Consider the following 23,726-nt stretch of genomic DNA (forward strand, 5'->3'; position numbering starts at 1 on the left):
AAAAGAATCTGCCCCTTTTCGTTTTATATTTTCTGAAAAACTGGCTCCATTGTTTTCTTTAATACATTAACAGAGTTCGTGAATTTTACCTGTTCATCATCATTTAAGTCTAACTCTACTATTTGTTTAATCCCTTTACGATTAACCACTGCAGGAACACCAATGTATATATCCTTTTGCCCATATTCACCTTCAAGATAGGCAGAAACAGTTAAAACTGAGTTTTCATTTTGCAAAATCGCTTTTGTTAATCTCACTAAGCCCATAGCAATTCCATAGTAGGTGGCACCTTTTCGTTCAATAATATGGTATGCAGCATCGCGAACATTCAAAAAGATTTGATTAAGGTCTTCTTTGTTATATCCCTCTTTATTTTTTGTCCAATCCGAGATGGACGTACCTGCAATATCGGCGTGGCTCCAAACCGGCAATTCGGTATCCCCATGTTCACCAATAATATAGGCATGGACGTTACGGGTATCCACATCAAAATAGTCTCCTAGCAAATAGCGAAAACGAGCCGTATCTAAAATCGTACCAGAACCGATCACTCGCTCTTTTGGAAGTCCGGAAAACTTCCAAACTGCATAGGTTAAGATATCCACCGGATTAGTAGCAACGAGGAAAATACCATCAAATCCACTTGCCATAATTTCTTCGACAATGGCTTTAAAAATCCTTGTATTTTTCTCTACAAGGTCAAGTCTCGTCTCACCAGGCTTTTGGTTTGCTCCTGCAGTGATTACAACAAGATCTGCTTCACCACAATCAGCATAGCTGCCATACCAAATTTTTGTACGTGAAGGTGCGAATGGAAGTCCGTGATTTAGATCCATTGCGTCTCCTTCAGCCTTTTCTTTATTTAAATCAATTAAGACAAGCTCTTCTGTTATTCCTTGATTCAACATGGCAAAGGCATAGCTTGAACCAACAAAGCCTGTTCCTATAAGAGCAACTCTATTCACACGTTTCAACATAAAGATTCCTCCTAACAAAGATATAAAAGTAGGATAAAGCTTGGGTTATTTTCTCCTACAACTATATTGTATATTATTTCATAAATTTTTTTCACTAAGTATTTCAATGTAACCGTTGTCTATTTATAAATTTTGTTAAAATAAATGGCTGGGAAAATTAATGAACAAATGAATAAGGAAAATCGCCATCATCGCCGCAAGAAACCCTGAAAGGAAATTAACCATATCATTATCCACATAAGCAGTCCCTTTGATTCGCCTCGTCGGTAAATGGCAATGTACTTCTTTTTCGGTTTCCATTCCACATTGATCACAATGATATACTTGTTGATAAAAGGCGCCAATGAAGGTATCAATTATATTTCCGATAAAACCAAATAAAAAAATAAGGAAACTAAGCAGGATGTCCAAATGGAACAGCCAAAAACTGAGCAGTGAAATGAGCAGCGAACCAGCAACTGCAGCTAGAGTTCCTAATAAACTTATTGCTCCTGATGTTCCCTTTTCAACTCGTTTTAAGGTTCGTATGTAGATGGGAGCCTTTTTGCTGAGCGGACCAATTTCCGATGCCCATGTATCAGAGTTTGCACTGGCAAGGCTAACAGCAAAGCCAATTAACCAAGTACTATCTGGGTTAAAATAATAGATGAAACTAAAAAGCCCGGCAGCCCCGCCATTTGCGAGCACTTGACGCCAATCTCTTGTTGCACCTTTTGCCAATTTTTCTTCGATTGGATTTTTTACAGAACTTTTATATTTGGACCAAAGACTTGAAGTCAAAAAGAATGCACCAAGTAGAACCAGACCGTTTACACCAAATCCAAGGAAGACGGCAAGTCCTACCATTACAGCAGCAAAAGCACCAGATTTAGTCAATGATTTGAGTTTATTTCCCAATAGTCCTGTTAGAATAATAACAGCGAAAATAATCGTTGTTTCCATCATTTTGGTACTATGACCTCAAGATTTGTAATAATTTTCGAAACGGGTATATCGTGTTCTTCCACAGGGATTCCAGGAATTACTTGCTCATTAAAAGCAAGTGATAGGGTTTGGTTGGAGTAACTAGGTAAATATCGGTCATAATAACCTCCACCAAAGCCTAAGCGATATCCTTCCCTTGTAAAGGCTGCTCCGGGAACAATTAAGAGATTCATTTTTTCAGAAGGAACTTCCGTTGTCAATTCGGCAATCGGCTCCAATAACCCATAGTATACGGATTCCAGTTGGGAAAATTCGCTTAAGGTTCTGAAAGATAACTTCCTTTCCTTCGGATAACATTTTGGAATAGCCACTTGTTTTCCTAATTCCCATGCCTTTCGAATAATTTGAAAGGTATCTACTTCTGGTGCCTTCGAAACAGTAATACCAACGACTTGTGCTTGAATCCAGTTCTCATCTTCAAAGAGCTTAGTTGCAATTTTATAGGAATAATCTTCATAGAGGGGTTTTGAAAGCGTTGAGAGTGTTTCTTTCATCTGTTTTCGAAGGGAGTTTTTATCAATCATATTAGAAACCTCCTAAATTTTAGCTAAAGAAAACTCGCCAATTGGCGAGCTTAAAATGCGAAGACAGAGGTGTAGTTACCCCCTTATGCCTGATAGGAAATTTATCGTTTCCTATCAGCCAACAAAAAAAGCAGCAGGAAGCCCTACTGCTTATTTTGTTTCGCGATGTGCTGTTGTACGCTTCTCTCTTGGGCAATATTTCTTAAGCTCAAGACGATCTGGGTTATTACGTTTATTTTTTGTTGAAATATAGTTACGATCTCCACACTCAGTGCAAGCTAATGTAATATTCACACGCATGTTAATTTCCCTCCAAACGATTAAGCTATTCATTCATACGACTTTTCTATAATATCATTTTTCAAAAGGAAATGCTAGTGCGTTTTTAAAAAGTCCTTCCTCCATTGCAAGTAATTCATTTTTACTTGAGCCTGTAATAGTCCATGTATTCATTTTACTGGTTTCTTGTTGCTGGATTGACATTTTAATAGCGAATATACTAGCTGCTGGTCCCTTAGCAATCGGCTGATATTTTAAGCTTCCCTTTTGCAATGAATTCCATATTTGATCTGTATAAGCATACCATTGAGGTATTGCCGTATACTCAGTCAAACCGTCTCCCTTAAATAGCCCATTAACTAAATAGACATTTTTTTTCGTGTGGTGAAAAATCCGATTATCGATTGGTGAAATATATGTGATGTTATCTTGACTTACATTTGAAAAATGGTGCATCGCTAAAACCTTTACCTCTTTCGTTTGCATGCTATGATTACTAACATATATATGACAAAAGCGGATTTTCGAGTGGAGCTGCTCTTGCTTTACCTTAATAATGATCTCTTCATCGTAAAGGACCATTTCTGTGCGATTCTGCAGCCAATAGTATTGTCCATTTACCCATATTCCAGGAATAAATTGCAGTGTATCGTTTAACAGCTGGTGTTTTGGGGTCAGTTGATTTTTTTCAGTATTAGTTAGATTCATCATCATTTACACCTTATTTACAATGTATTTGGTGTTTCTATTTCCTTATTCCCTTTTACACGTTTAGATAACAAAGAGTCTTCCATAACTCGCATGGTTTCTGTAGCCACTCGCTTCCATCCATACAAACTAATCACAATTTGCCTTCCTCTTCCGCCAATAGCTTTTGCCGCGAGCGGGTTTTTCAATAAATAATCAATTTGTTCCTGCAAGCTGTGGGCATTCCCTGGGACCATCAGCAATCCCGTTTGTAGATGTTTCACAATCCCTTTCATCCCCCCCGTATTGGAAACAATCGTGGGTTTCCCGAGGCTCATGGTTTCAAGGGCAACAATACCAAATGGTTCATACAAGCTTGGAATGACTGCCATCTCACATCCCTCAATTAGAGCATTCCTTTGTTCATCACTAATATATCCTACAAACTCAACATAGTTTTCTAATTTCCAATCAACAATCTGCCGTCGATAAGTTTCTAGCATCGGTCCTTTCCCCGCAACAACAAAAAAAGAGTCCAAACCCTTTTCCTTAGCTATAGCTGCTGCCTCAATAATCGTTTCAAATCCTTTTTCGCGTACCATCCTCCCAATTGAAAAAATATATTTTTTTTGCTTAAGATTAGGAAAAATCTCCTCTGCATGGTCTTTTATTGTCAACGGTTCAATTCCATTTGGGATAACGGAAACTTTTTCAGCAGATGCTTTAAAAATTGAAATGAGTCCATCCTTCATGTAATCACTGCAAACGATTAACTGATCAGTTTCATTTATTAATTGTTGTTCCTTATCATGAATAAATTGCTGCATTTCGGAATGAATGCCATTATTTCTTCCGTGCTCTGTAGCATGGATTGTCGTTAATAACGGAATTGATAGCGACTCTTTTAAAGCCATAGCCGCTGAACCAACTAGCCAATCATGGGCATGTATGAAGTCAAATTGAATCCCTTCTGTTAATTTCTCGGCCTTAAACGCCATGACTAAATTAAGTCCGCCAATCCAGGAAAGAAAGTCATCATCGAAAGCATGAATGGGTTTAACCCGATGAACATCCACACCATTCATTTTTTCATAGGGTGAAAGATCACCATTTCCCGCAGTCAAAACATGCACTTCATGCCCCATTTCGGCCAATTGAACAGATAAGCCGAACACATGCCTTGATAGACCTCCTACCATATTGGGCGGATATTCCCAGCAAAGCATTAGTATTCTAAATTTCCAGCCATTAAGACTGTTAGTAACATGCTGGGATACTATTTTATCCATTCCCCCCCTCCAAGGTAGCAGATTCCAAATAATAGCTGTAGGTACTTACATGATCAATCCATTTGGGAGGATGGTCCTCAAACTGTTGATATTGAATCATATCCCGACACATTTCAGTTTCGTTCAATAAAACATTCGCTGGAGTTTGCAGGCAATTTGACCGATAAATAGGAAAAAAGCTCGTTTCAGAAAGATAAACTCCTAATTCCGCTACATAGCTGCGATTTGCTGTCAATCCTCTAATAAACCAATACCCCCTTTGATAGGGCACGGTGATTTCATAAAAGTGGTGGGCGTTTTTTCCATTAAAGATGATATCCGTTACATCATAAATTCTGGAAACCGGAACGAGGTCTGAAAACTTTCTGTTAAAAAAAAGTTCTATCATTCTTTTTGGTGTTTCGGAAACCTCCCACCAAATGAACATCTTTCGAGGCGTGACAAGCTTTGCGGCAAGCTCACCCTTTTTAGGTACAAAAGCTTGTGTCATGTTGCTGTCGGAGATTTTTTCATCTTTACTGTTTTGAAGACAACCGTTAGTCATATGATTTGGTCTTTCACTATCCTGACATTTATTCAAGCTGTATTGAACCTTACCAACCGTTGTGTCCAGTTCTGAGGAGATTTTTCGAAATGATAAACCATCCTCTCTTAGTTTAATAAGTTCCTCTTTCATAACTTCCTCCATTCCGTAATCAATCAATATATGCTAAAATAGCCAAATTATTCATTTTCGTTGATAATTTAATCGTAACACCAGTTTGACAGGCACACAATAAACGCAATTTGTCGTATTGCGCATGCCCTTACTGCCAGCAAATGTAGGGGAGGGAATTTTTTAAAAAGGACTTGAAATAACTCTTTTTCCAACAAAAATCAACATTTCCCTTTGTTGTTTCTCTATTTATTTCGACATTTTTTCAAAAAAAAGATCATGAGCCTCAACTCCCAACCCTACCATGGAAATAAATTTAGAGAATAAGCCGTAGTCACCTAATAAAGGCGGTGAGAGCAGAGCAAGACTTCACATCTTTCGTCTAGTGAAATGGGTATTTCACTTTAACTGGTTAAAGTGATTCATTTTTGCGGCGCTCCGCCCCTTTTCCACAAAAAAAGATGAAGCCTCCATATCAGCTCCATCTTAAAAAATCTCTATTTATATTCTAATCATTTAAATTAATCCGTTCTCCTGTTACAAGGTAAACAACATTCTCTGCGATATTGGTTGAATGGTCTGCGATCCTCTCAATAAACCTACAAACAAACGCTAATTGGATAATTTGGTTCGTCGAGTTTGGATTATGCGGAATAAAGCTCAAAAGTTCCTGAATCAAACTTCCAAACATTTTATCCACCTGATCATCTCTTTTCGCACATCTTTGGGCAAGTGAAATATCTTCAGAATAGAAGGCCGTAATGGACTCAGTTACCATTTCTAACGCTATTTCCATCATTTTGTGTATATCAACAATTTCTGTAATATGCTTTTCCCTGCCAATGTGTATCGCAGATTTCGCGATATTCACTGCCATATCAGCCATTCTCTCAACTTCTGATGAAACTTTTAATGCTACATTTATTTTTCTAAGATCCGTTGCTACCGGAGATTCTCTGGCAATTAGTAATAATGCTTTATCATGAATTTCATGTTCCATATCATCAATTTCATTATCACCATCAATAACAGCTTTTGCCTGCTCCATATCCTGATTGATTAATGCAAGCATTGCCTCTTTTATTGCTTTTTCTGTTTGACTGGCCATGTTTAAAAGCAATTCATTTAACTGTTTTAAATTATTGTCAAAATTAGATCTGGTACTCAAATTAGTCACCCCATCATCCGAATCTTCCTGTAATATAACCTTCAGTACGTGAGTCATGTGGATTAGAAAAAATAGTAGAAGTTGTATCTAGTTCAATTAGTTCACCCATTAAAAAGAAAGCAGTCTTATCTGATACCCGTGAAGCTTGTTGCATATTATGGGTAACAATAACAATGGTATATTTTTCTTTTAATTCTAATATCAATTCCTCAATTTTCAAGGTGGAAATCGGATCCAAGGCAGAAGTTGGCTCATCCATTAACAAAACACCTGGTTTTGTAGCTAATGCTCTTGCGATACATAACCTTTGTTGCTGTCCTCCTGATAGCCCTAAAGCAGGAGTATTTAATCGGTCCTTTACTTCATCCCATAAAGCCACATCCATTAATGATTTGATGACAACCTCATCAAGATGAGTCTTTTTTTTGATTCCATGAATTCTTGGACCATAGGCAACATTATCATAAATTGATTGTGGAAATGGATTTCCCTTCTGAAAAACCATTCCTACGTTTTTCCGAAGTTCTACCAGATCCATTTTCTCATCTAATATATTTTGTCCATTAAAATTAATTTCGCCTGTCATTTTTACATTCGGAACCATATTAATCATCAAATTTAGTGTTTTTATGAAAGTTGATTTTCCGCAGCCGGATGGACCGATAATGGCTGTGACCTCTTTTTTATTTATCGGAAAGTTAATATTTTTTAAAGCGTGATGTTCTCCGTACCATAAATTCAAATCATTAATATCATACACTTGTCTTGTTAACGTGTTAATTGACACAACATTCCCCCCTTATCCGAACCGTCCAGAAATATATTCTTCCGTCTTTTTTACAGAAGGATTTGTAAAGATTTTTTCCGTAGCATCATATTCAATTAAATCTCCCTTAAAAAAGAAGGCCGTTTTATCTGAGATACGTGAAGCCTGCTGCATATTATGTGTCACAATAATAATTGAATAGTCTTTTTTCAAGTCGATGATCAACTCTTCTACCTTTGCATTGGAAATAGGATCGAGTGCTGAGGAAGGTTCATCAAGGAGCATGATGGTTGGCTTCATCGCAATGGTCCTTGCAATACAAAGTCGTTGCTGTTGTCCACCCGAAAGTGAGAGTGCAGATTTATGAAGTCTGTCCTTTACCTCATCCCATAAAGCCGCTTTCTGTAAGCTTTCTTCGACAATTTCATCTAGCATGCTTTTCTTTTTAATTCCTGCAAACTTTAGGGCATGTGTAATATTCTCATATATTGATTTTGGAAATGGGTTGGGTTTTTGGAATACCATGCCAATTTCCTTGCGTAAAGCAACAACATTTATCTGCTCAGACAAAATATTGAGATCTTCATAAATAATTTCACCTTCAGCCCTTGCACCAGGGATCAGGTCATTCATTCTATTAATACTACGTAAAAAGGTTGATTTTCCACAACCTGAAGGTCCAATTAAAGCGGTAATTGAATTTTTCTCAATTACCATTGATATTTCGTTTACGGCACGTTTTTCACCATAGAAAATCTCTAAATTATTTACTTCTAAAATCAGTTCCTTGTTAATTTGCCTGACTGATTGTACTTCTTGCTTACCAGTGGGTTTATTCATTAATGCTGAAGCCAACAGTTCTCACCCGCCCTTTATTTAGTCGCCGTGATTTTTTTATGAATAAGTCTTCCAATCCATCTAGCTAGTAGGTTGAATAGTAAAACCGAGATCACTAACACCGCTGCAGAACCATTCGAAACCTCTTCCACGTCGGGAATTAATCCTTGCGTATTTACAGACCAAATATGAACGGCAAGTGTTTCCGCAGGACGAAATATATTCAATGGTGATTGATCAGAAAATGGATTCCAATTTGTATAATCGAGCCTTGGTGTGGAAAGACCGGCTGTAAATAATAGGGCTGCTGCTTCTCCAAACACCCTTCCTGCTGCAAGAATGACACCCGTTAGAATAGATGGGAAAGCACTAGGTAAAATAACGGTTTTTATTGTATGCCAATGGGTAATTCCTAAGGCAAGACTGGCCTCCTTCAGATCACGTGGAACGGCACGAATCGAGTCTTCACTTACTCGCACGATGACAGGCAAATTAAAGACTGTAAGTGCTAAGGCTCCACCTAATATCGTATAGCCCCATCCTGTAACATTAACAAACATCAATAAACCGAACATTCCTATCACGATAGATGGCAGCGATGCTAAAACTTCAATACAGGAACGAATGATATCCGTTACTTTGCCTGGCTTTGCATACTCTGCCATATAGATTCCCCCACCGACCCCAAGTGGGACTGCAATAATCATCGTAATCAGTAAAATATAAAACGAATTGAATAATTGGTCGCGTATTCCCCCACCTGCACGAATATTGCTTGAAGGGGTGGTTAAAAACTCCCATGAAATATGTTTAAGTCCATTAACCAAAATATATGAGAATAATCCGACAAGAATTGAAATGATAATAATGGCAATAGCAACAAATACTCCGGTTGCAATTCGGTCAGCTGTTTTACTGTTCATTACAGCTTCCTCCTTGATGATAGATAGCGGATGAGTAGAATAAACGCAAAGGACATTACCAAAAGAATTAAGCCCATAGACCAAAGCGTATTATTTTCAACACTTCCGTACGTCGTATGTCCCATATTTAATGTAATAATCGTTGTTAAAGTTGCTGACGCATCCAAAATACTTGATGGTAAATTTCTGACGTTTCCGATTACCATTTGAACGGCTAAAGCTTCACCAAATGCTCGCGCCATACCTAAAACAATGGCTGTCAGCAAGGTTGGCAGTGCAGCAGGGATAAGCACTTTTCTAATGGTTTGCCACCGGGTTGCGCCAAGAGCATATGAACCTTCTCTTAAGCTATTTGGCAGCGAACTTATTGCGTCCGTAGCAATGGTAGTAATGGTTGGCAATATCATGATTGAAAGAACAATCATACCAGATAATAAGCTGAAGCCTAATCCTCCCACATGTTCTCTGATAAAAGGAACTAGTACTGTAAGCCCGATGAATCCATAAACAACAGACGGTATACCAACTAAAAGCTCAACAACTGGCTGTAATATTTTCCTCCCCCAGGATGGAGCAATTTCGGTCATAAATATCGCGCCACCAATCCCTAATGGTGCAGCAACAAGTGCTGATAGAAAGGTAACAGCAAAGGAGCCAAAAATAAACGGAAGAGCTCCATATTCAGGCTTAGCTTGATCGGTAGGATTCCAGTGCGTACTGGTTAAGAACTCAAAAAGACTTACACCATTTTTTATGAAAGACTGCAGACCTTTTGTTCCTATGAATATTGTTATTGATATGGTTGCTGATATCATAATCACTGCACACAAAATAACAAGAACTTTCCCTCGTAGTTCACCGTCCATCCAATTATTTTTAGATTTCAACAACCTGTCCTTGGCAGGAATCAACTTTTCCATAATGCACCAAACACCCCTAAAATACGTCATAATAGGGTAAATGCACAATCGCATTTACCCCGTTCCTTATTTGAACCATATTATTACTTATTTTTTTGATTCCCTTTAGCGTCGCGTTCAACTTGCATTTTTGTTACAGGAAGATATCCTTGTTCTTTTAATAGAGTGTTTTGGATATCATCTGACATTAGATAGTCTAGAAACGCTTTTGCTAAACCGTCAGCCTCACCTTTAGTATAAGAATGTTGGTAAGCCCAAACTGGGAATTTTCCTGATTGTACATTTTCAGCAGTTGGTTCAACACCATCGATTGCAAGAGGTGTTACAGAATTATCGGTAAAGTATGAGAATGCAAGGTAACCAATTGCACCGTCAGTTTCGTTAATAATCTTTTTAACAGTGTTTGAAGAATCTTCTGTAATTCCTTCAGCAGGCTTTGCTCCATCAAGGGCAAACTTATTGAAGATTGCACGTGTTCCTGAAGAGTCAGGACGGTTTACTAGAACGATCTTTTGGTCTTTTCCACCAAGTTCTTTCCAGTTTGTGATTTTTCCTGTAAATACTTTAATTAAATCAGCTTTTTTAATATCTTTAATGCCAACTTTAGGATTAACTGCAGCTGTCATACCTACAACCGCTACTTTATGGTCAACTAGTTGATCGGCAGGAATACCTTGCTTTTCTTCAGCAAATACGTCTGAGTTACCAATTTGCACAGATCCTTCAGCAACTTGTGATAAGCCAGTACCAGATCCACCAGCATTTACTTGTATATCAACTTTTGGATTTGCATTCATAAATTCTTCTGCTGCTGCTGCTACTAATGGCTGCATGGCAGATGAACCAGAGACAGATAAAGAGCCCGAAAGTTCTTGCTTTTCTTCAGTTTTTGGTGTAGTTGGTTTGTCTTTTTCTGTTGTTTTATCTGTAGAAGCTCCGCCTCCACAAGCAGCCGTGAATACCATTAACGCGGCTAATAATGTAAGTAGGCTTAATTTTTTCAAACTTTTCATTTCCTTTATTCCCCCTAAGGTTTTTGGTATTGATTATGTTTGTCTGCCTTACATGTATTAGAATAACGGATTACTGTAAACGGAGTTTTAATGAATTGTAAAGGTTTTGTAAATAAATATTGTTCTTTTGTAAAATCAACAAATTCATTCTACTAGCCATCTTTTCTGACATAGGATTACAAATTCCTTTATAGTAGGTTGCTCATTTATGATGATAAATATGAAAAAACACCTGTCTCTTTTTTAGAGACAGGTGTTAGAAACTAATTACCTAATGTTGGACACCATGATTTAATCAATCTGAATTTGATCATTCGGAAGGGCTTTTTTCCTTATCCTCATTCATTTCTTTCTTTTGAAGTGGATCCTGTCCATCTATTCCTTCTTTGTCCTTCTTTTCTTTTAAATCAAAATAGGCTTTAAAAACTTCATCAGCTATTTCTAAATTAGTATGTGTTTTATCAGTAGTTGACCATGGGACGACAACTGAAATAGCAATTTCAGGATTGTCATATGGAGCATAGCCGACAAAGGTTACATTCCATAACATTGGGTGGCCTGGTAAAGGCCCGTCATATAATGCTTCTGCTGTTCCTGTTTTTCCAGCAATCTTATATTGTTTATTTTTGATTGTGCCATATCCTGTGCCTTGGGGATCATTGACGACCAATTTTAATCCATCTTGAACATGTTTAATCCAAGCATCTTTCATATCAATTTTGTTCAAAATTTTAGGATTTATTTCTTGAATAATCGGACCCAATTCATCTGTATTACTATTTGGCTCACGAATTTCTTTTGCTAAGTGAGGTTGAATCCTAAAACCACCATTTGCAATAGTAGAAATATACTGAACAAGTTGCAATGGTGTATAGGTATCATATTGTCCTATGGCAAAGTCCAATACTTTTCCGGCGTCAGGCGGAATTTGACCAGCACCGTATCCCGTTTGTTCACCAGGGAGATCAATCCCCGTTCTAACCCCTAATCCAAATTGAGCAAAGTTTTTTCGGAATTTATTTATAGCTGGAACTTTGTCTATGCTTAACGGCCCATTTGGAATATACGTTTGTTGCCCGCCAATTTTCATAGCCGTTAAGAACATATATACGTTGGATGATCTTTTTAAAGCATATAAATCATCAATTAAGCCAAAACCTACTGAGTTCCATGATTTTTTAACATTTGTACTCTTAAACTTCAAAGGTTGGTCATATTGTCTTTCCCCTGGAACGATTGCTCCTGTTTGATACCCGGTTAATACGGTTGCTCCCTTAACGACAGAACCCATTGAATAGGAAGTGGTCATGTTTCCTAATGCAAAATCATTCACTTCGGTTTTGTTTGTTTCATTCTCCTTAACATATTGTTTACCAGCCATAGCAAGCATATCTCCAGTTTTGGGATTCATAACAGATACTAGGGCTCGATCCATATATGGTTGACCAACTTTGGCTTTACTAAGTTTATCTTGAATTATCTCATCAACCTTTTGTTGAAGTTCAATATCGATTGATAAAACTAAGTCTTTTCCACTCTTTCCTTCTATAAATAAATTGGATTTGGAAACGTTTCCTGATTTGTCGGTAATATTCTTTACGACTTCCTTTTGACCTTGTAGGACATCTTCATACTGCCACTCAAGATAGCTTTTTCCTACACGATCGTTACGACTATACCCCTTAGCTAGTAAGTAATCAAGGCTATCATTGGGTAAGCCTTCTTTTGAACTTGTGACTTTCCCTAAAACTGAGGTTAATGTCCCATTCCCTTCTTTATCTTTAAATACTTGGAACCTATCCCAATCTGTTGTGGTGTCCACCCCTGGTAAGGACTCAAGGCTTTCACTAACAACCGCAAATTCCTCATTCGTTACATTTTTATTTTTAATGATTTGCGGTGATAGCGTTGTCCCTCTAGACATCTCACTAAAAATTGCTAATACTTCTAGTTCTTGCTTGGTAAAAGAATTTAACTCTTTGTCAGTAATTCTTTCTCTTGTTAAGTTATATATTTCTTTATCAAATTCTTTTTTATCCAACTCTTTTTTCTTTAGTCTGTCTACATCCTTTTTGGTTATTTTGGCCGTAGCTTCATTAGGGTGTTTTATTATCCAAAAATCTTGACGATCACGTTTTGTAATGGATTTAAAATCTTCCTCTGTGTCTTTATTAATTAGTTTAGCTAGTTTTTTTGCAGTGGCTAACATTTCTTCTTGTTTAACAGATTTAGTCCGTGTGTAAGTAATTGCAATTAAAGGTTTGTTTCCAACAACTAACTTTCCATTCGTGTCATATATTTTTCCGCGTGGCACGGATGAATTTACTGATATAACCTCATTTTGTTCTATCTCACGCTGATAATCTTCTCCAAAGACAATCTGTATTGTTCCAAGTCTCAGAATTAATGTTGCAAATAGAACAAAGACTACAAAAAATAGTATGTTTATTCTAATTGATATATTAATATTTTTTTTCTTCTTATTTTCCTTCAATTTGCATATCCTCCTACTTTTTCTCCCCCTTCCATATTAAAGGAAAAGTCATTCTTGTTCTATAGGCGATTTTAAAAATACTTGGGCTCTTTTTGATAAACAAGCAAATTATTGTAGGGAAAGTTTTTTGTATCACTGATTAGTTGGTAAAGAAAAACACCTGCCTCAAATGAGACAGGTGTTTCAAATTATTATTGGCCGGTTTGCTGGGTGTTTTGATTGCTGCCAGTATTTTCTGTTTGCTGGTCAGAAGCTACCGTGCCTTCATTACCCGAACGTGTTTTCTTCAAGTCAAAGTATGCATCTAACACCCTTTTTCCGATGATGTTATTAACGCTTGGACCGCTATTGCCCTGGTATGCCCATGGCACGACAACAGCCATTGCAACTTCAGGATTATCAGATGGTGCAAAGCTTACTAGACTTAAATTCATGACAGGTGTTCCCCACTGACTCCGATTGGAACCATAATAAAACGCCTGTGCTGTTCCTGTTTTTCCAGCTGGATGATAGGGTGCACTCTTAAAAGTACCAACTGCAGTACCGTCACCAACCTGCATCACCATTCGAAACCCTTCTTGAACACGCTTGATCCATTCATCCTTCATATCGAGACGATTTAGTACGGTTGGTTCAATCTCTTTAACAATTGGACCTAATTCATTATTTTCCGTAACTGGTTCGCGAATTTCCTTCACAATATGCGGTTGAATTCGATATCCGCCATTTGCAATAGTCGAAACGTATTGGGCAAGCTGCAAGGGAGTATACATATCATACTGGCCTATGGCAAGGTCCATCAGTAAACCAGGTTTTGTCTCAGTCCCTGTAACCCCAGGTGTTTCATTGGGAAGGTCAATCCCCGTTCTCACACCCAGACCAAACTCACTGAACGTCTTGCGCATCGTATCAAAGGCAGTAATATCGATTGGCAGTGGTTGGTTGGGCACATAATGTCCATGTGCCATTGCAATAACGGTTTTCCACATATAAACGTTGGACGATACCTGAAGGGCCCTTAAGTCATTAATTCTTCCAAAGGTTTTCCAAGATTTCTTTACTGGTGTGTTTGCTATCTTTATTGGTTCATCCACTTGGGTATCCCCAGGACTAATCGCCCCAGTTTTATAACCGGTTAGAATGGTCGCACCTTTAACTGCAGAACCAACGTTATAGGAGGAGGTAAAATTCCCAAGAGCATAGTCATCCATAACCGTTTTTCCCTTGTCATCCTTGTGAAGTTGCTTGCCGCCCATCGAAAGAATTTCACCTGTGTGGGGATCCATTACGACAACAAAGGCCCGGTCTAATAGGCCGGTATTTGATTTTTTCTTGGCATTCCACATTTCTTCTTCAATAATTTTATCTACCTGTGCCTGAAGATCCATGTCAATGGTTAAAACAAGATCACTTCCCCGTTTCCCTTCAGAAACCACTTCTGTAGATAATATTTTCCCAGACTTATCGGTAACATTTTTTACCTTTGCCTTTTGACCATGAAGTACATCTTCGTATTGCAATTCCAGATAACTTTTTCCTACTCGATCATTTCGACTGTAATCTTGGGCAAGATACTTTTCGACCTCATCCTTTGGCAAACCTGCTTCTGAGGACGAAACATCACCGAGAATAGATTTTAACGTATCTCCAAAAACATAGTTTCGAACCCAATCTGTTGTTGTATCAACACCCTGAAGATTCTCTAAATTTTCACTGACGGCAGCGAATTCTTCCGGGGTTACATCTTTATTTTTGACAATTTGCGGTGTTAAGGCGTACCCACTATTAAATTGCTTTAAAATGGCAATCGTTTTGAGTTCATAATTATTAAAACTAGCGATTTCAGATTCGGGAATTCTTTTAAGCTGCATATTATAAATTTGCTTATATTCATATTTTTTTTCGTCGTACAACGTCCATTCTTTTTTGGTGATTAATTTTTTTGCTTTGTCAGGATTATTTAAAATCCAGTAATCTTGTTTATCGCGTTCACGGACTTTTGTCGTATCAATACTAATGATATTTGCCAGTTTTTTAGCTGTATCGAGCATTTCCTTTTGATTGGCATTCTGGTATTTAGTATAAGTGATCGCATTCATTGGGGTATTGTCGACAATAGTTTTTCCATTTCGATCAAACATTTTCCCCCTAGGTACTGGATTACTAACGGTTATATCTTCAGTCCGCTGAAGTTCACGTTTAAAATCATCGCCAAAAACAATTTGAATTTCACCGAGACGAAATATCAAAATAGAGAATAGTATGAACACAACAAAGAATAACATGTTCAAGCGAAAGGAAACATGTGACTTCTTCTTTTTCTTTTTCTTATTCAATGTTTATATACACTTCCTTTTTACAACGCTTAACGATACTTTCTCTATTTTATTTGATAATGCTCCATTTTTCTATGAATAACCCTTACCAATTTTAAAAAGAATAGCCATAGCGCCCGAGGGCACTAAAAAAAGTGCGATGAGTATAAAAACTCATCGCATTACGCCACAGGTAATTGTACCTTCTTAATGAAAAAATAAATCATTGAATGACCTGCACCCAAAAACAATAGTAAAATGGGAATGCTTCTGTCTTCATTAAACCAAGTTACTGCGGCTAAAAAGGCCAGGATCGAAACAATCCGCCCTAAATTTAAGAATATTTCACGGACAACAATGTACTCGATTCTCATTTCTGCCGCCTTCCACCCTATTCCAATCACATCGTATGTAGTTGAATTATACGGAACGAGCAGGAGTGGATAACCAATTGCAATCATAACGGCATAAATTAACAGCTTAGCAAAATTCATATCCCAGACAATCAGCAGGACGGCTGCATAGAGGATAATCCCGCCAATAAGAATCGCTTTTTTTCGATGATTTTTCTTAATAAACCTCGAGGCTAAATAGTAGGCAACAAATGATATTCCCGAATTAATCAGACCAAAAGTCCCTAACGACAGTTCACTCCCCGTTGAAATATAAACAAAGACAGAGATAACAAATAAAAACGTCCCTTCCCTTAAGCCCTGGAAAAAATGAGCATTTGTAATGAGACGCCAATTTTCATTTAGTTTTCTTTCTTCTAAAATCCTTTTAAAACAATAACTTCCCGCCGCAGGTCGTGGTTTCAATGAAAAACTCATAAACACCGCAAGAGCAAATAAAGCTAATGACAAGCCAAAAACAATAGTATAACCGGTGAACTTTTCAAATCTTGTAATGATGAATCCCGCAGAAAGCGGGCCAATCATTCCTCCAGCAGACGATAACGCCCCTAAAAATCCATTAAAAAAATCCCTCGTCTCCGGTTCAGTGATTTCAAAGGTTAAAACATTAAAGGCAAGCCAATAAAATCCGTAACCTATGCCAAGAAGGCTTCCTAAAACAAGTAAATACGTGGCTGCTTTTGATCCTGTTACAAGAACTGCGAGGTAAAAAAGCGCCAAAAAGATAACACCAATTCTAAGGACAATCACCCTGTCAATTTTTTTGGCCCATCGGCCCGCTAAAATAAATGTAAGAGGCTGCAATACGACGATTGAGAGATTATAAAGGGCCAAATCCGAATACTTTCCCGTTTGTTTCCAAAGATAAATATTCACAAAAGTGTTGGATAGAGCGATGCTTAATGAATATAACCCACCAATAATTAGCAGTAGTGACAAATCTTTTGTTAGTTCTACATCACCTAAAATCTTAAATTTTTTTACCATAAAAACTCCCCTTTATCTAAAGGGTAGTCTTTAACAAGTCAGTAGTTCTTATTCAAACTTCCAGGAAATAGACAAAAAAAGGCAGCTTTCAGCTGCCTTTTTTCACAATAATCAAATTCAATTATTTTGCTGCGCTATAACGCTTAGCTACTTCGTCCCAGTTAACGACATTCCAGAATGCACCGATGTAGTCTGGACGCTTGTTTTGATATTTTAGGTAGTAAGCATGCTCCCAAACATCAAGACCAAGAAGAGGCGTTTTACCTTCCATTAATGGAGAATCTTGGTTAGGAGTGCTAGAAACCTCTAATTCACCATTGTTCACAGATAACCATGCCCAGCCGGAGCCGAAGCGAGTCGTTGCTGCTTTTGCAAACTCTTCTTTAAAGTTTTCAAGGCTGCCAAATTTATTGTTGATAGCATCTGCTAACTCACCAGCAGGGGCACCGCCGCCATTTGGAGAAAGAATTTGCCAGAATAAAGAATGGTTAGCATGGCCGCCGCCATTGTTACGTACGGCAGTACGAGCAGCTTCTGGAACAGCATCTAAGTTTGAAATAACTTCTTCAACAGATTTCGATAATAGTTCTTCATTACCTGCTAAAGCATTGTTTAAGTTAGTTACATAAGTGTTGTGGTGTCTAGTGTGGTGAATATTCATTGTTTCTTTATCAATGTGTGGCTCAAGTGCATCTTCTGCATAAGGTAATTGTGGTAATTCAAATGCCATGGTAATTCCTCCTATGTAAATCGTATTTTTTAGCTTTAGCGTCACCTTAAAATCAAAATGATTTTTAAGAATATTTCTAAAGCTTTGTTCTAAAGATACCAAAATTGGTTAAGCGATTCAAATAAAATGCTTAGATTCCCAACAACAATACATTACCCATTGGAATCAATTTTATTCGCAAATTTTTATAAAAACGAAAACCAAAACATCAGCTATCATTTTTCGAAAAATTGTCATGATTCACCTGAACAGCATTCTGTCAACGATTTTTGTCATATCCCCCTTTACTCACTTCCAGTTCATGTAAATCCCTTATTGACATGTTGTTAATAATTCATTTTAATCAAACTGAAAGGGATAAAGGGTGATAAACATGCAAGATACCAATTCTTCTATATATAGTTTAATGGTTCAATTTTTCCAAAAAAGAGAACCCATCCAAAAAGTTAAATCAGGCTCCGTTCTATTTCAGGAAAAGGAATCTGCCCAATATGTGTACTTATTGCTTAAAGGAAGTATTGCGCTTGGAAGAGTCCATTTGCGAGGAAAAGAATTTATTTTAAAAATCTTAAACGATAGAGAACTCATTGTCGAGTATCAGCTTTTTAAGGCAAATCCCCGCTATCAGTTTTATGCCAAAACAATAACCGACTGTGAACTCCTAATCATAAAAAGGGAGCAATTTGAAGAATTTGTTTTAACGGACCCCGAGGCAATGAATGCTCTTGTTTCCTGGCTAAGTACTGGATATTTAAAGGCTCAAATGAAATGCCAGGACTTAATTATGAACGGGAAGAAAGGTGGCTTATACTCCATCCTCATCCGCCTTTGCAACACTTATGGGGTAAAAACAGAGGATGGCATCCTGATTAACCTGCCGTTAACACATCAAGAGTTAGCCAATCTAACCTACGGAACCAGGGAAGTCATTCAACGCTCCTTAAAAGAGCTTCGTGAGAAGGATATTATTTCTTACGAAAACCAATTGTTCACCGTGAAAAACTTAAGCTATTTAAGAGAAGAAGTAGATTGCCAAAATTGTTCCTTTGAAATTTGCGGGATTAATTAGGAAAAGCCACCCCTCAGGTGGCTTTTATTATAAAACAACTATAAAAAAGTAGGCAATCATAATTACTTGAATGATTGCTTTTGTCAAAACACTGCTTATAAAGCCAATAACAGAGCCAAAACCTATCTTTAAGCTGTCGCTAAAATTTCTTTTGTTAAAGATTAATTCAGCAGCAATCGCTCCGATAAACGGGCCAATGAGGATTCCGAGAACAGGGATAACAAATGGTCCAAGGATAATACCAATCGTACTTCCCCCAATTCCTGCTTTAGAACCGCCATATTTTTTTATTCCAATCATATTGGCAATATAATCTGCGACAAACAAAAGCACAATGAACAAACCCTGAATAACCCAAAACAGCCAATGGAATGACTCGAAACTAAAGAAGACGCCATATAATAAAAACCCAGCTAACAAAAATAATACACTGGGGATGATGGGGTACACCAGTCCGACGAAAGCAACAATAAAAAGAACACTTATGACAATCCAATAAACAATATCCATATCTTCCATCCTTCTTTAATTTTTCTTGTTAATTTAGCCAACTTTTCATTTCGTACACTATCAACTAAATACGGATAACAATAATTTTAGTTTCACAAATAATTGGACATTCTTGTATATACCGTTCACAAAAGCTACAATAGAATGGTGAATCTGTGTAAAGGTGGTCATTATGAATATTTTTAAACAATTAATTAAAAGTATCTATTCTCCAAAGGATATTGCCCTATTTCGTTTTCAAGGAATCGGAAAAACCATTTTATTTGTCTTCTTCCTGACTTTCATTTCCATTCTGCCATCAATTATTTTCTTAAGTACCGCCCTTTCTACTGGAATAAATTCCGCTAGAACCATCATAAGTGATGAATTACCTGCTTTTTCAATAAAGAACGGTCAACTTACTGCCGATACAAAGGTTCCCGTTACGAGTAATCATGATGACTTAACGATTATTCTCGATCCAACAGGGGCAGTTTCAGACACTGATGTTGAGAATGAAGGAAATGCCTTTGCTTTATTAAAGGATGAATTTGTCCTTGCTTCAGGGGGCAGGAGTAATACATATCCTTATTCCATGCTACAGGGGTTAAATTTCTCTAAAGAAGATTTGCTGGAATTTATTGATACAATGGGTGAAAATCGGGGGATTATCATCCCAATTATCTCCGTGTTACTCTTTTTATTTTCTAGTGCAGCCAGTTTTATCGAAGTTTCCGTTCTAGCATTAATTGGATTAGCATTAAAAAACCTGTTAGGCAGAAAGTTAACATATCGTCAATTATGGAGAATGGCCGCCTACAGCGAAACCTTGCCTACTCTATTTTTCACCATTATGGCTGCCATTAAAACAACAGTCCCTAACAGTTTTATGATTAATTGGTTGGTCGTGATTATCGTCTTATACCTAGCAATTAACGAAATACCGAAACCAAAACAGAAGATTAATTAAAAAGCGTCCATTGGATGCTTTTTTTTATCCAGTAGTTCTTTTTGAAAGTGGACAAGCATAGGAATGTACAAACATTCCATTTTGGAGGCTTGTCCGATGAAAAAAATTTTGGGTTTCCTACTCACTGTTCTTGTCATATATGTTATTTATTTCGATTTAACAATTGGCACGCTTCCAACTGCATCAACTCAGCAGCAAGTGGATGCCAACGTTGAAACAACGGGAAAACCAAAAATCGATATTCCTTCTTTTGACGCAAAAGTAAAGCCTGGTGAAACAGTGATCTCAATTGTTGAGCATAAGATAAATAAACCACTGCCGGTTTCGATTGCCGATCTGATAGTCGACTTTCGTAAACTAAATCCTGGTCAAACACCTGAAAAAATTCATATTGGGTCTACCTATCATTTTCCTGATTACTCACACTAAAGCGGATAGACGCTAATTCTTGTCAAAAACAGTAGTAGACTGATAAAATAGAGTCGAATTGTTTTTTATCCCCTATTCGAATTCCAATTAAAGGAGCGAATGAAAGTTGAATGAAATTATCCATCGCACAAAGACCCGACCAATAAAAGTTGGTAATTTAACGATTGGCGGGAGCAATGAATTAATTATACAAAGTATGACAACAACCAAAACCCATGATGTTGAGGCAACTGTTGCTGAGATAAAACGCCTAGAGGATGCAGGCTGTCAAATTGTTCGAGTTGCCTGCCCGGATGAACGTGCAGCAAATGCCATCCCAGAAATTAAAAAAAGAATCAATATTCCCCTTGTTGTTGATATTCACTTTGATTATAAATTAGCCCTCAAAGCGATTGAAGGCGGGGCTGATAAAATCAGGATTAACCCTGGGAACATTGGGAAACGGGAAAAGGTTGAAGCAGTCGTAAAAGCCGCAAAAAAACGCGGTATTCCAATCCGAATTGGGGTAAATGCTGGTTCTCTTGAAAAGAAGATACTAGACAAATATGGTTATCCAACTGCAGATGGTATGGTTGAGAGCGCGCTCCACCATATTAAAATTCTTGAGGATTTAGATTTTCATGATATTATCGTCTCCATGAAGGCATCTGACGTAAATCTGGCAATTGAAGCTTACGATAAGGCAGCACGAGCTTTCGATTATCCGTTGCATTTAGGAATAACTGAATCAGGAACACTTTTTTCCGGTACTGTAAAAAGCGCTGCAGGACTTGGTGCCATCATCAATAAAGGAATTGGAAACACACTTCGGATCTCCTTAAGTGCCGACCCTGTTCAAGAGGTAAAAGTAGCACGAGAGCTCTTAAAGGTATTTGGTCTTTCATCTAATGCTGCAACACTTATTTCTTGTCCAACCTGCGGACGTATCGAGATTGACCTGATTAGTATTGCAAATGAAGTCGAGGAATATATTCAAAATATTAAGGCACCCATAAAGGTTTCTGTCCTTGGCTGCGCCGTTAATGGACCAGGTGAAGCTCGAGAAGCTGACATCGGTATTGCTGGTGCACGAGGGGAAGGACTATTATTCCGGAAGGGCGAAATTGTCCGAAAGGTCCCGGAAGCGCAAATGGTTGAAGAATTGAAAAAGGAAATCGATCAAGTCGCAGAAGAATACTTCCGAAAAAAAGCCGAGGAAGAAAAAATAACAAAATAAACAATAAGAAACCCGGTGATTTTACCGGGTTTCTTTTTGCTCCTATGCAGTATCGTGTTAAAAAAAGGGAAGAATAAAGATACCGACAATAATCGACATCGCCCCAATTCCGATTGCCCATGCACCAAGTCCTGTAGCACCTCTGCTTCTTGCAACGAACCCTAACACAATACCTGCAGCACCAAAAAGAATAGGCATTACAAACAGTGATAAAATCGAAAGCGCTAAAGCAAGTGTACCCATTCCGGTTCCACCTGCAGTACTTTCCCTTTCGTCATCCCGTTCTCTTCCTCGTACGACTGGAACAGGCGCCGCAATTTCTGCGGCTGTTTCTTCCTGATAAGCTGATTTAATTGGTACCGTAGCACCTATTTCCGGAGATATTTCTTCTTGATAAGCTGAAGATTTCATTGGAACAGACGCACCAATTATCGAGTCAGCATTTTCCCTATTCGTTGTGGATTCAGTAGTTACTGGTTGATCATTTTCCGCTGCTGCATCCCTAAACTCTGAAGGGAAATTTGGGATATCTTCACCGATATTAGCATTTTGGAGAGCTTCTTGTACTTTCTTGTCTCTTTCATCCGCCATCCGAATCCCTCGCTTTCAGTAATAGGAGCATTTATTATTATTTGCCCTTAGCGCAATTTTAATATGTTAATGTTTGTCACATCTAGTTAATAATTTCTTCTCCAGATGAGATTTTCCACTAAATAGATACTTTATTGAAACCTCGACTTTGGTAAAATAAAAGTAGATATTCTACAGCAATTTGAAGGTGAGCATAACTAATGAAAAAAAGATTTGGAATGGACATCGATGGGACAATCACATGCCCTAAATCAATAATACCTTATATTAATAAAGCTTTTAGCATGAACATTGCTTATGAGGAGGTTGATCAATACGAATTAACCCCTTTCGTTAATGTTCCTGAAGAGGTATTTGCAAAATGGTTTAGCGAAAATGAGCCGATTATTTACCAGGGCTCCCCGCCCGCACATGGAGTAATAAAAGTACTTAATAACTGGAAAAAGGACCATGAATTGTATTTTATTAGTGCACGATCATCCTATTTATTAGAAGTGACTGAAAAATGGTTCCTTGATCATGGATTAACTTTTCATCACATCGAACTAATCGGTTCCCATGATAAAGTTGAAACAGCCAAAAAGCATGAAGTGGATATCTTTTTTGAAGATAAACATGATAATGCCGTAATGATTCATGAAGAATGTCAAATTCCTGTTATATTATTTGATACACCTTATAATCAGCAACCAATTCCAAAAGGTGTCATCCGCGTCAATGATTGGAAAGAGGCAAATATTTGGGTAGAAAACTGGCTAAAGAACGAAAAATATCGCCAACAACTGGTTTTGGAACATAATAAGAAAAGCGCAAGCGCCCTGGTCAGCGACGTAAGGGCTGGACTGAACCGACTGAGATAAATGTAAACTCGCCGACTGCCAAGCCGTTAGGCGAAGACAGAGGCGTAGTTGAATTTATGCGTTCAGAATTTAGGGAATAAATTCTGATTAGCTAAAGGAAACACGGTGAGCGTTAGCGAACCGATGTTGACTTATCGTAGG

General features: G+C 37.7%; 24 protein-coding genes. 5 read left to right on the forward strand and 19 right to left on the reverse strand.

Features of this window, described 5'->3' with window-relative positions:
- Positions 1-23: 23 nt before the first annotated feature.
- The 17 genes from M5A78_RS12860 to M5A78_RS12940 form a co-directional block, all read right to left on the reverse strand.
- The gene (locus M5A78_RS12860; RefSeq protein ID WP_248735673.1) at positions 24-977 is read right to left on the reverse strand and encodes an L-lactate dehydrogenase; all 954 of its coding nucleotides are present in this window, start codon (positions 975-977) and stop codon (positions 24-26) included.
- 135 nt (positions 978-1,112) lie between these two features.
- Positions 1,113-1,922 carry a DUF92 domain-containing protein gene (locus tag M5A78_RS12865; protein WP_319942289.1) on the reverse strand — a complete coding sequence of 270 codons (810 nt, stop codon included), beginning with the start codon at positions 1,920-1,922 and terminating at the stop codon, positions 1,113-1,115.
- Positions 1,919-2,485: a 5-formyltetrahydrofolate cyclo-ligase gene (locus M5A78_RS12870; protein WP_248735674.1), complete on the reverse strand. Its 567-nt coding sequence runs from the start codon at positions 2,483-2,485 to the stop codon at positions 1,919-1,921. Before M5A78_RS12870 ends, M5A78_RS12865 begins: the two co-directional genes overlap by 4 nt.
- 150 nt (positions 2,486-2,635) lie before the next feature.
- On the reverse strand, positions 2,636-2,785 hold the full coding sequence (rpmG, locus tag M5A78_RS12875; protein ID WP_015594975.1) for a 50S ribosomal protein L33: 150 nt from the start codon (positions 2,783-2,785) through the stop codon (positions 2,636-2,638).
- A gap of 54 nt (positions 2,786-2,839) precedes the next feature.
- Positions 2,840-3,472, reverse strand: a complete 633-nt coding sequence (locus M5A78_RS12880; protein ID WP_248735675.1) for a hypothetical protein — start codon at positions 3,470-3,472, stop codon at positions 2,840-2,842.
- Between the two features lie 17 nt (positions 3,473-3,489).
- Positions 3,490-4,740: a glycosyltransferase family 4 protein gene (locus M5A78_RS12885; RefSeq protein WP_248735676.1), complete on the reverse strand. Its 1,251-nt coding sequence runs from the start codon at positions 4,738-4,740 to the stop codon at positions 3,490-3,492.
- Complete coding sequence (locus M5A78_RS12890; RefSeq protein ID WP_248735677.1) at positions 4,733-5,416, reverse strand: DUF4912 domain-containing protein; 684 nt, start codon at positions 5,414-5,416, stop codon at positions 4,733-4,735. The genes M5A78_RS12885 and M5A78_RS12890 overlap by 8 nt, the downstream gene beginning before the upstream one ends.
- A 487-nt stretch (positions 5,417-5,903) precedes the next feature.
- Positions 5,904-6,563: a phosphate signaling complex protein PhoU gene (gene phoU / locus M5A78_RS12895; RefSeq protein ID WP_248735678.1), complete on the reverse strand. Its 660-nt coding sequence runs from the start codon at positions 6,561-6,563 to the stop codon at positions 5,904-5,906.
- 13 nt (positions 6,564-6,576) lie between these two features.
- Complete coding sequence (pstB, locus tag M5A78_RS12900) at positions 6,577-7,350, reverse strand: phosphate ABC transporter ATP-binding protein PstB (RefSeq protein ID WP_248735679.1); 774 nt, start codon at positions 7,348-7,350, stop codon at positions 6,577-6,579.
- 12 nt (positions 7,351-7,362) lie between these two features.
- Positions 7,363-8,169, reverse strand: a complete 807-nt coding sequence (gene pstB, locus M5A78_RS12905; protein ID WP_248735761.1) for a phosphate ABC transporter ATP-binding protein PstB — start codon at positions 8,167-8,169, stop codon at positions 7,363-7,365.
- Positions 8,170-8,201: 32 nt separating this feature from the next.
- Positions 8,202-9,089 (reverse strand): phosphate ABC transporter permease PstA, encoded by an 888-nt coding sequence (pstA, locus tag M5A78_RS12910; RefSeq protein WP_248735680.1) that lies wholly within the window; start codon positions 9,087-9,089, stop codon positions 8,202-8,204.
- Positions 9,089-9,955 carry a phosphate ABC transporter permease subunit PstC gene (gene pstC / locus M5A78_RS12915; RefSeq protein WP_406603698.1) on the reverse strand — a complete coding sequence of 289 codons (867 nt, stop codon included), beginning with the start codon at positions 9,953-9,955 and terminating at the stop codon, positions 9,089-9,091. The genes pstA and pstC overlap by 1 nt, the downstream gene beginning before the upstream one ends.
- A gap of 137 nt (positions 9,956-10,092) precedes the next feature.
- Positions 10,093-11,022 (reverse strand): phosphate ABC transporter substrate-binding protein, encoded by a 930-nt coding sequence (locus M5A78_RS12920; RefSeq protein ID WP_248735682.1) that lies wholly within the window; start codon positions 11,020-11,022, stop codon positions 10,093-10,095.
- Positions 11,023-11,332: 310 nt separating this feature from the next.
- Positions 11,333-13,516 carry a peptidoglycan D,D-transpeptidase FtsI family protein gene (locus M5A78_RS12925; protein WP_248735683.1) on the reverse strand — a complete coding sequence of 728 codons (2,184 nt, stop codon included), beginning with the start codon at positions 13,514-13,516 and terminating at the stop codon, positions 11,333-11,335.
- Between the two features lie 191 nt (positions 13,517-13,707).
- Positions 13,708-15,801: a peptidoglycan D,D-transpeptidase FtsI family protein gene (locus M5A78_RS12930; protein ID WP_248735762.1), complete on the reverse strand. Its 2,094-nt coding sequence runs from the start codon at positions 15,799-15,801 to the stop codon at positions 13,708-13,710.
- A gap of 212 nt (positions 15,802-16,013) precedes the next feature.
- Positions 16,014-17,231, reverse strand: a complete 1,218-nt coding sequence (locus M5A78_RS12935) for an MFS transporter (RefSeq protein WP_248735684.1) — start codon at positions 17,229-17,231, stop codon at positions 16,014-16,016.
- A 121-nt stretch (positions 17,232-17,352) separates the two neighbouring features.
- Positions 17,353-17,961, reverse strand: coding sequence for a superoxide dismutase (locus M5A78_RS12940; RefSeq protein ID WP_248735685.1), 609 nt, complete (start codon positions 17,959-17,961; stop codon positions 17,353-17,355).
- Positions 17,962-18,334: 373 nt separating this feature from the next.
- On the opposite strand from M5A78_RS12940, the gene M5A78_RS12945 reads away from it, so the two are divergent.
- On the forward strand, positions 18,335-19,030 hold the full coding sequence (locus M5A78_RS12945) for a Crp/Fnr family transcriptional regulator (protein WP_248735686.1): 696 nt from the start codon (positions 18,335-18,337) through the stop codon (positions 19,028-19,030).
- A 27-nt stretch (positions 19,031-19,057) separates the two neighbouring features.
- Here the strand turns inward: M5A78_RS12945 and M5A78_RS12950 are convergent, their stop codons facing one another.
- The gene (locus M5A78_RS12950; protein WP_248735687.1) at positions 19,058-19,540 is read right to left on the reverse strand and encodes a DUF456 domain-containing protein; all 483 of its coding nucleotides are present in this window, start codon (positions 19,538-19,540) and stop codon (positions 19,058-19,060) included.
- 172 nt (positions 19,541-19,712) lie between these two features.
- Between M5A78_RS12950 and M5A78_RS12955 the strand changes: the two genes are divergently transcribed.
- The 3 genes from M5A78_RS12955 (at position 19,713) to ispG (ending at position 22,134) form a co-directional block, all read left to right on the forward strand.
- Positions 19,713-20,489, forward strand: coding sequence for a DUF1189 domain-containing protein (locus M5A78_RS12955; RefSeq protein ID WP_248735688.1), 777 nt, complete (start codon positions 19,713-19,715; stop codon positions 20,487-20,489).
- Positions 20,490-20,585: 96 nt separating this feature from the next.
- Positions 20,586-20,918, forward strand: a complete 333-nt coding sequence (locus tag M5A78_RS12960; protein ID WP_248735689.1) for a hypothetical protein — start codon at positions 20,586-20,588, stop codon at positions 20,916-20,918.
- 115 nt (positions 20,919-21,033) lie between these two features.
- The gene (gene ispG / locus M5A78_RS12965; protein WP_248735763.1) at positions 21,034-22,134 is read left to right on the forward strand and encodes a flavodoxin-dependent (E)-4-hydroxy-3-methylbut-2-enyl-diphosphate synthase; all 1,101 of its coding nucleotides are present in this window, start codon (positions 21,034-21,036) and stop codon (positions 22,132-22,134) included.
- A 57-nt stretch (positions 22,135-22,191) separates the two neighbouring features.
- Here the strand turns inward: ispG and M5A78_RS12970 are convergent, their stop codons facing one another.
- On the reverse strand, positions 22,192-22,545 hold the full coding sequence (locus M5A78_RS12970) for a hypothetical protein (protein WP_248735764.1): 354 nt from the start codon (positions 22,543-22,545) through the stop codon (positions 22,192-22,194).
- Between the two features lie 380 nt (positions 22,546-22,925).
- On the opposite strand from M5A78_RS12970, the gene M5A78_RS12975 reads away from it, so the two are divergent.
- Complete coding sequence (locus tag M5A78_RS12975; RefSeq protein WP_248735690.1) at positions 22,926-23,585, forward strand: hypothetical protein; 660 nt, start codon at positions 22,926-22,928, stop codon at positions 23,583-23,585.
- Positions 23,586-23,726 lie beyond the last annotated feature (141 nt).

This window comes from Neobacillus rhizosphaerae (genome assembly GCF_937468385.1).
GTDB classification, from domain to species: domain Bacteria; phylum Bacillota; class Bacilli; order Bacillales; family Cytobacillaceae; genus Neobacillus; species Neobacillus rhizosphaerae.

Bases quoted from the DNA above. Each gene is read 5' to 3' on its own strand.
- pstB (WP_248735761.1), bottom strand. From the start codon at position 8,169: ATGAATAAACCCACTGGTAAGCAAGAAGTACAATCAGTCAGGCAAATT.
- pstC (WP_406603698.1), bottom strand. From the start codon at position 9,955: ATGGACGGTGAACTACGAGGGAAAGTTCTTGTTATTTTGTGTGCAGTG.
- M5A78_RS12880 (WP_248735675.1), bottom strand. From the start codon at position 3,472: ATGAATCTAACTAATACTGAAAAAAATCAACTGACCCCAAAACACCAG.
- rpmG (WP_015594975.1), bottom strand. From the start codon at position 2,785: ATGCGTGTGAATATTACATTAGCTTGCACTGAGTGTGGAGATCGTAAC.
- M5A78_RS12955 (WP_248735688.1), top strand. From the start codon at position 19,713: ATGAATATTTTTAAACAATTAATTAAAAGTATCTATTCTCCAAAGGAT.
- M5A78_RS12885 (WP_248735676.1), bottom strand. From the start codon at position 4,740: ATGGATAAAATAGTATCCCAGCATGTTACTAACAGTCTTAATGGCTGG.
- M5A78_RS12890 (WP_248735677.1), bottom strand. From the start codon at position 5,416: ATGAAAGAGGAACTTATTAAACTAAGAGAGGATGGTTTATCATTTCGA.
- M5A78_RS12950 (WP_248735687.1), bottom strand. From the start codon at position 19,540: ATGGATATTGTTTATTGGATTGTCATAAGTGTTCTTTTTATTGTTGCT.
- M5A78_RS12945 (WP_248735686.1), top strand. From the start codon at position 18,335: ATGCAAGATACCAATTCTTCTATATATAGTTTAATGGTTCAATTTTTC.
- M5A78_RS12970 (WP_248735764.1), bottom strand. From the start codon at position 22,545: ATGAAATCTTCAGCTTATCAAGAAGAAATATCTCCGGAAATAGGTGCT.
- M5A78_RS12940 (WP_248735685.1), bottom strand. From the start codon at position 17,961: ATGGCATTTGAATTACCACAATTACCTTATGCAGAAGATGCACTTGAG.
- M5A78_RS12865 (WP_319942289.1), bottom strand. From the start codon at position 1,922: ATGATGGAAACAACGATTATTTTCGCTGTTATTATTCTAACAGGACTA.
- pstA (WP_248735680.1), bottom strand. From the start codon at position 9,089: ATGAACAGTAAAACAGCTGACCGAATTGCAACCGGAGTATTTGTTGCT.
- M5A78_RS12920 (WP_248735682.1), bottom strand. From the start codon at position 11,022: ATGAAAAGTTTGAAAAAATTAAGCCTACTTACATTATTAGCCGCGTTA.
- M5A78_RS12860 (WP_248735673.1), bottom strand. From the start codon at position 977: ATGTTGAAACGTGTGAATAGAGTTGCTCTTATAGGAACAGGCTTTGTT.
- M5A78_RS12870 (WP_248735674.1), bottom strand. From the start codon at position 2,485: ATGATTGATAAAAACTCCCTTCGAAAACAGATGAAAGAAACACTCTCA.
- M5A78_RS12960 (WP_248735689.1), top strand. From the start codon at position 20,586: ATGAAAAAAATTTTGGGTTTCCTACTCACTGTTCTTGTCATATATGTT.
- M5A78_RS12930 (WP_248735762.1), bottom strand. From the start codon at position 15,801: ATGTTATTCTTTGTTGTGTTCATACTATTCTCTATTTTGATATTTCGT.
- M5A78_RS12935 (WP_248735684.1), bottom strand. From the start codon at position 17,231: ATGGTAAAAAAATTTAAGATTTTAGGTGATGTAGAACTAACAAAAGAT.
- M5A78_RS12975 (WP_248735690.1), top strand. From the start codon at position 22,926: ATGAAAAAAAGATTTGGAATGGACATCGATGGGACAATCACATGCCCT.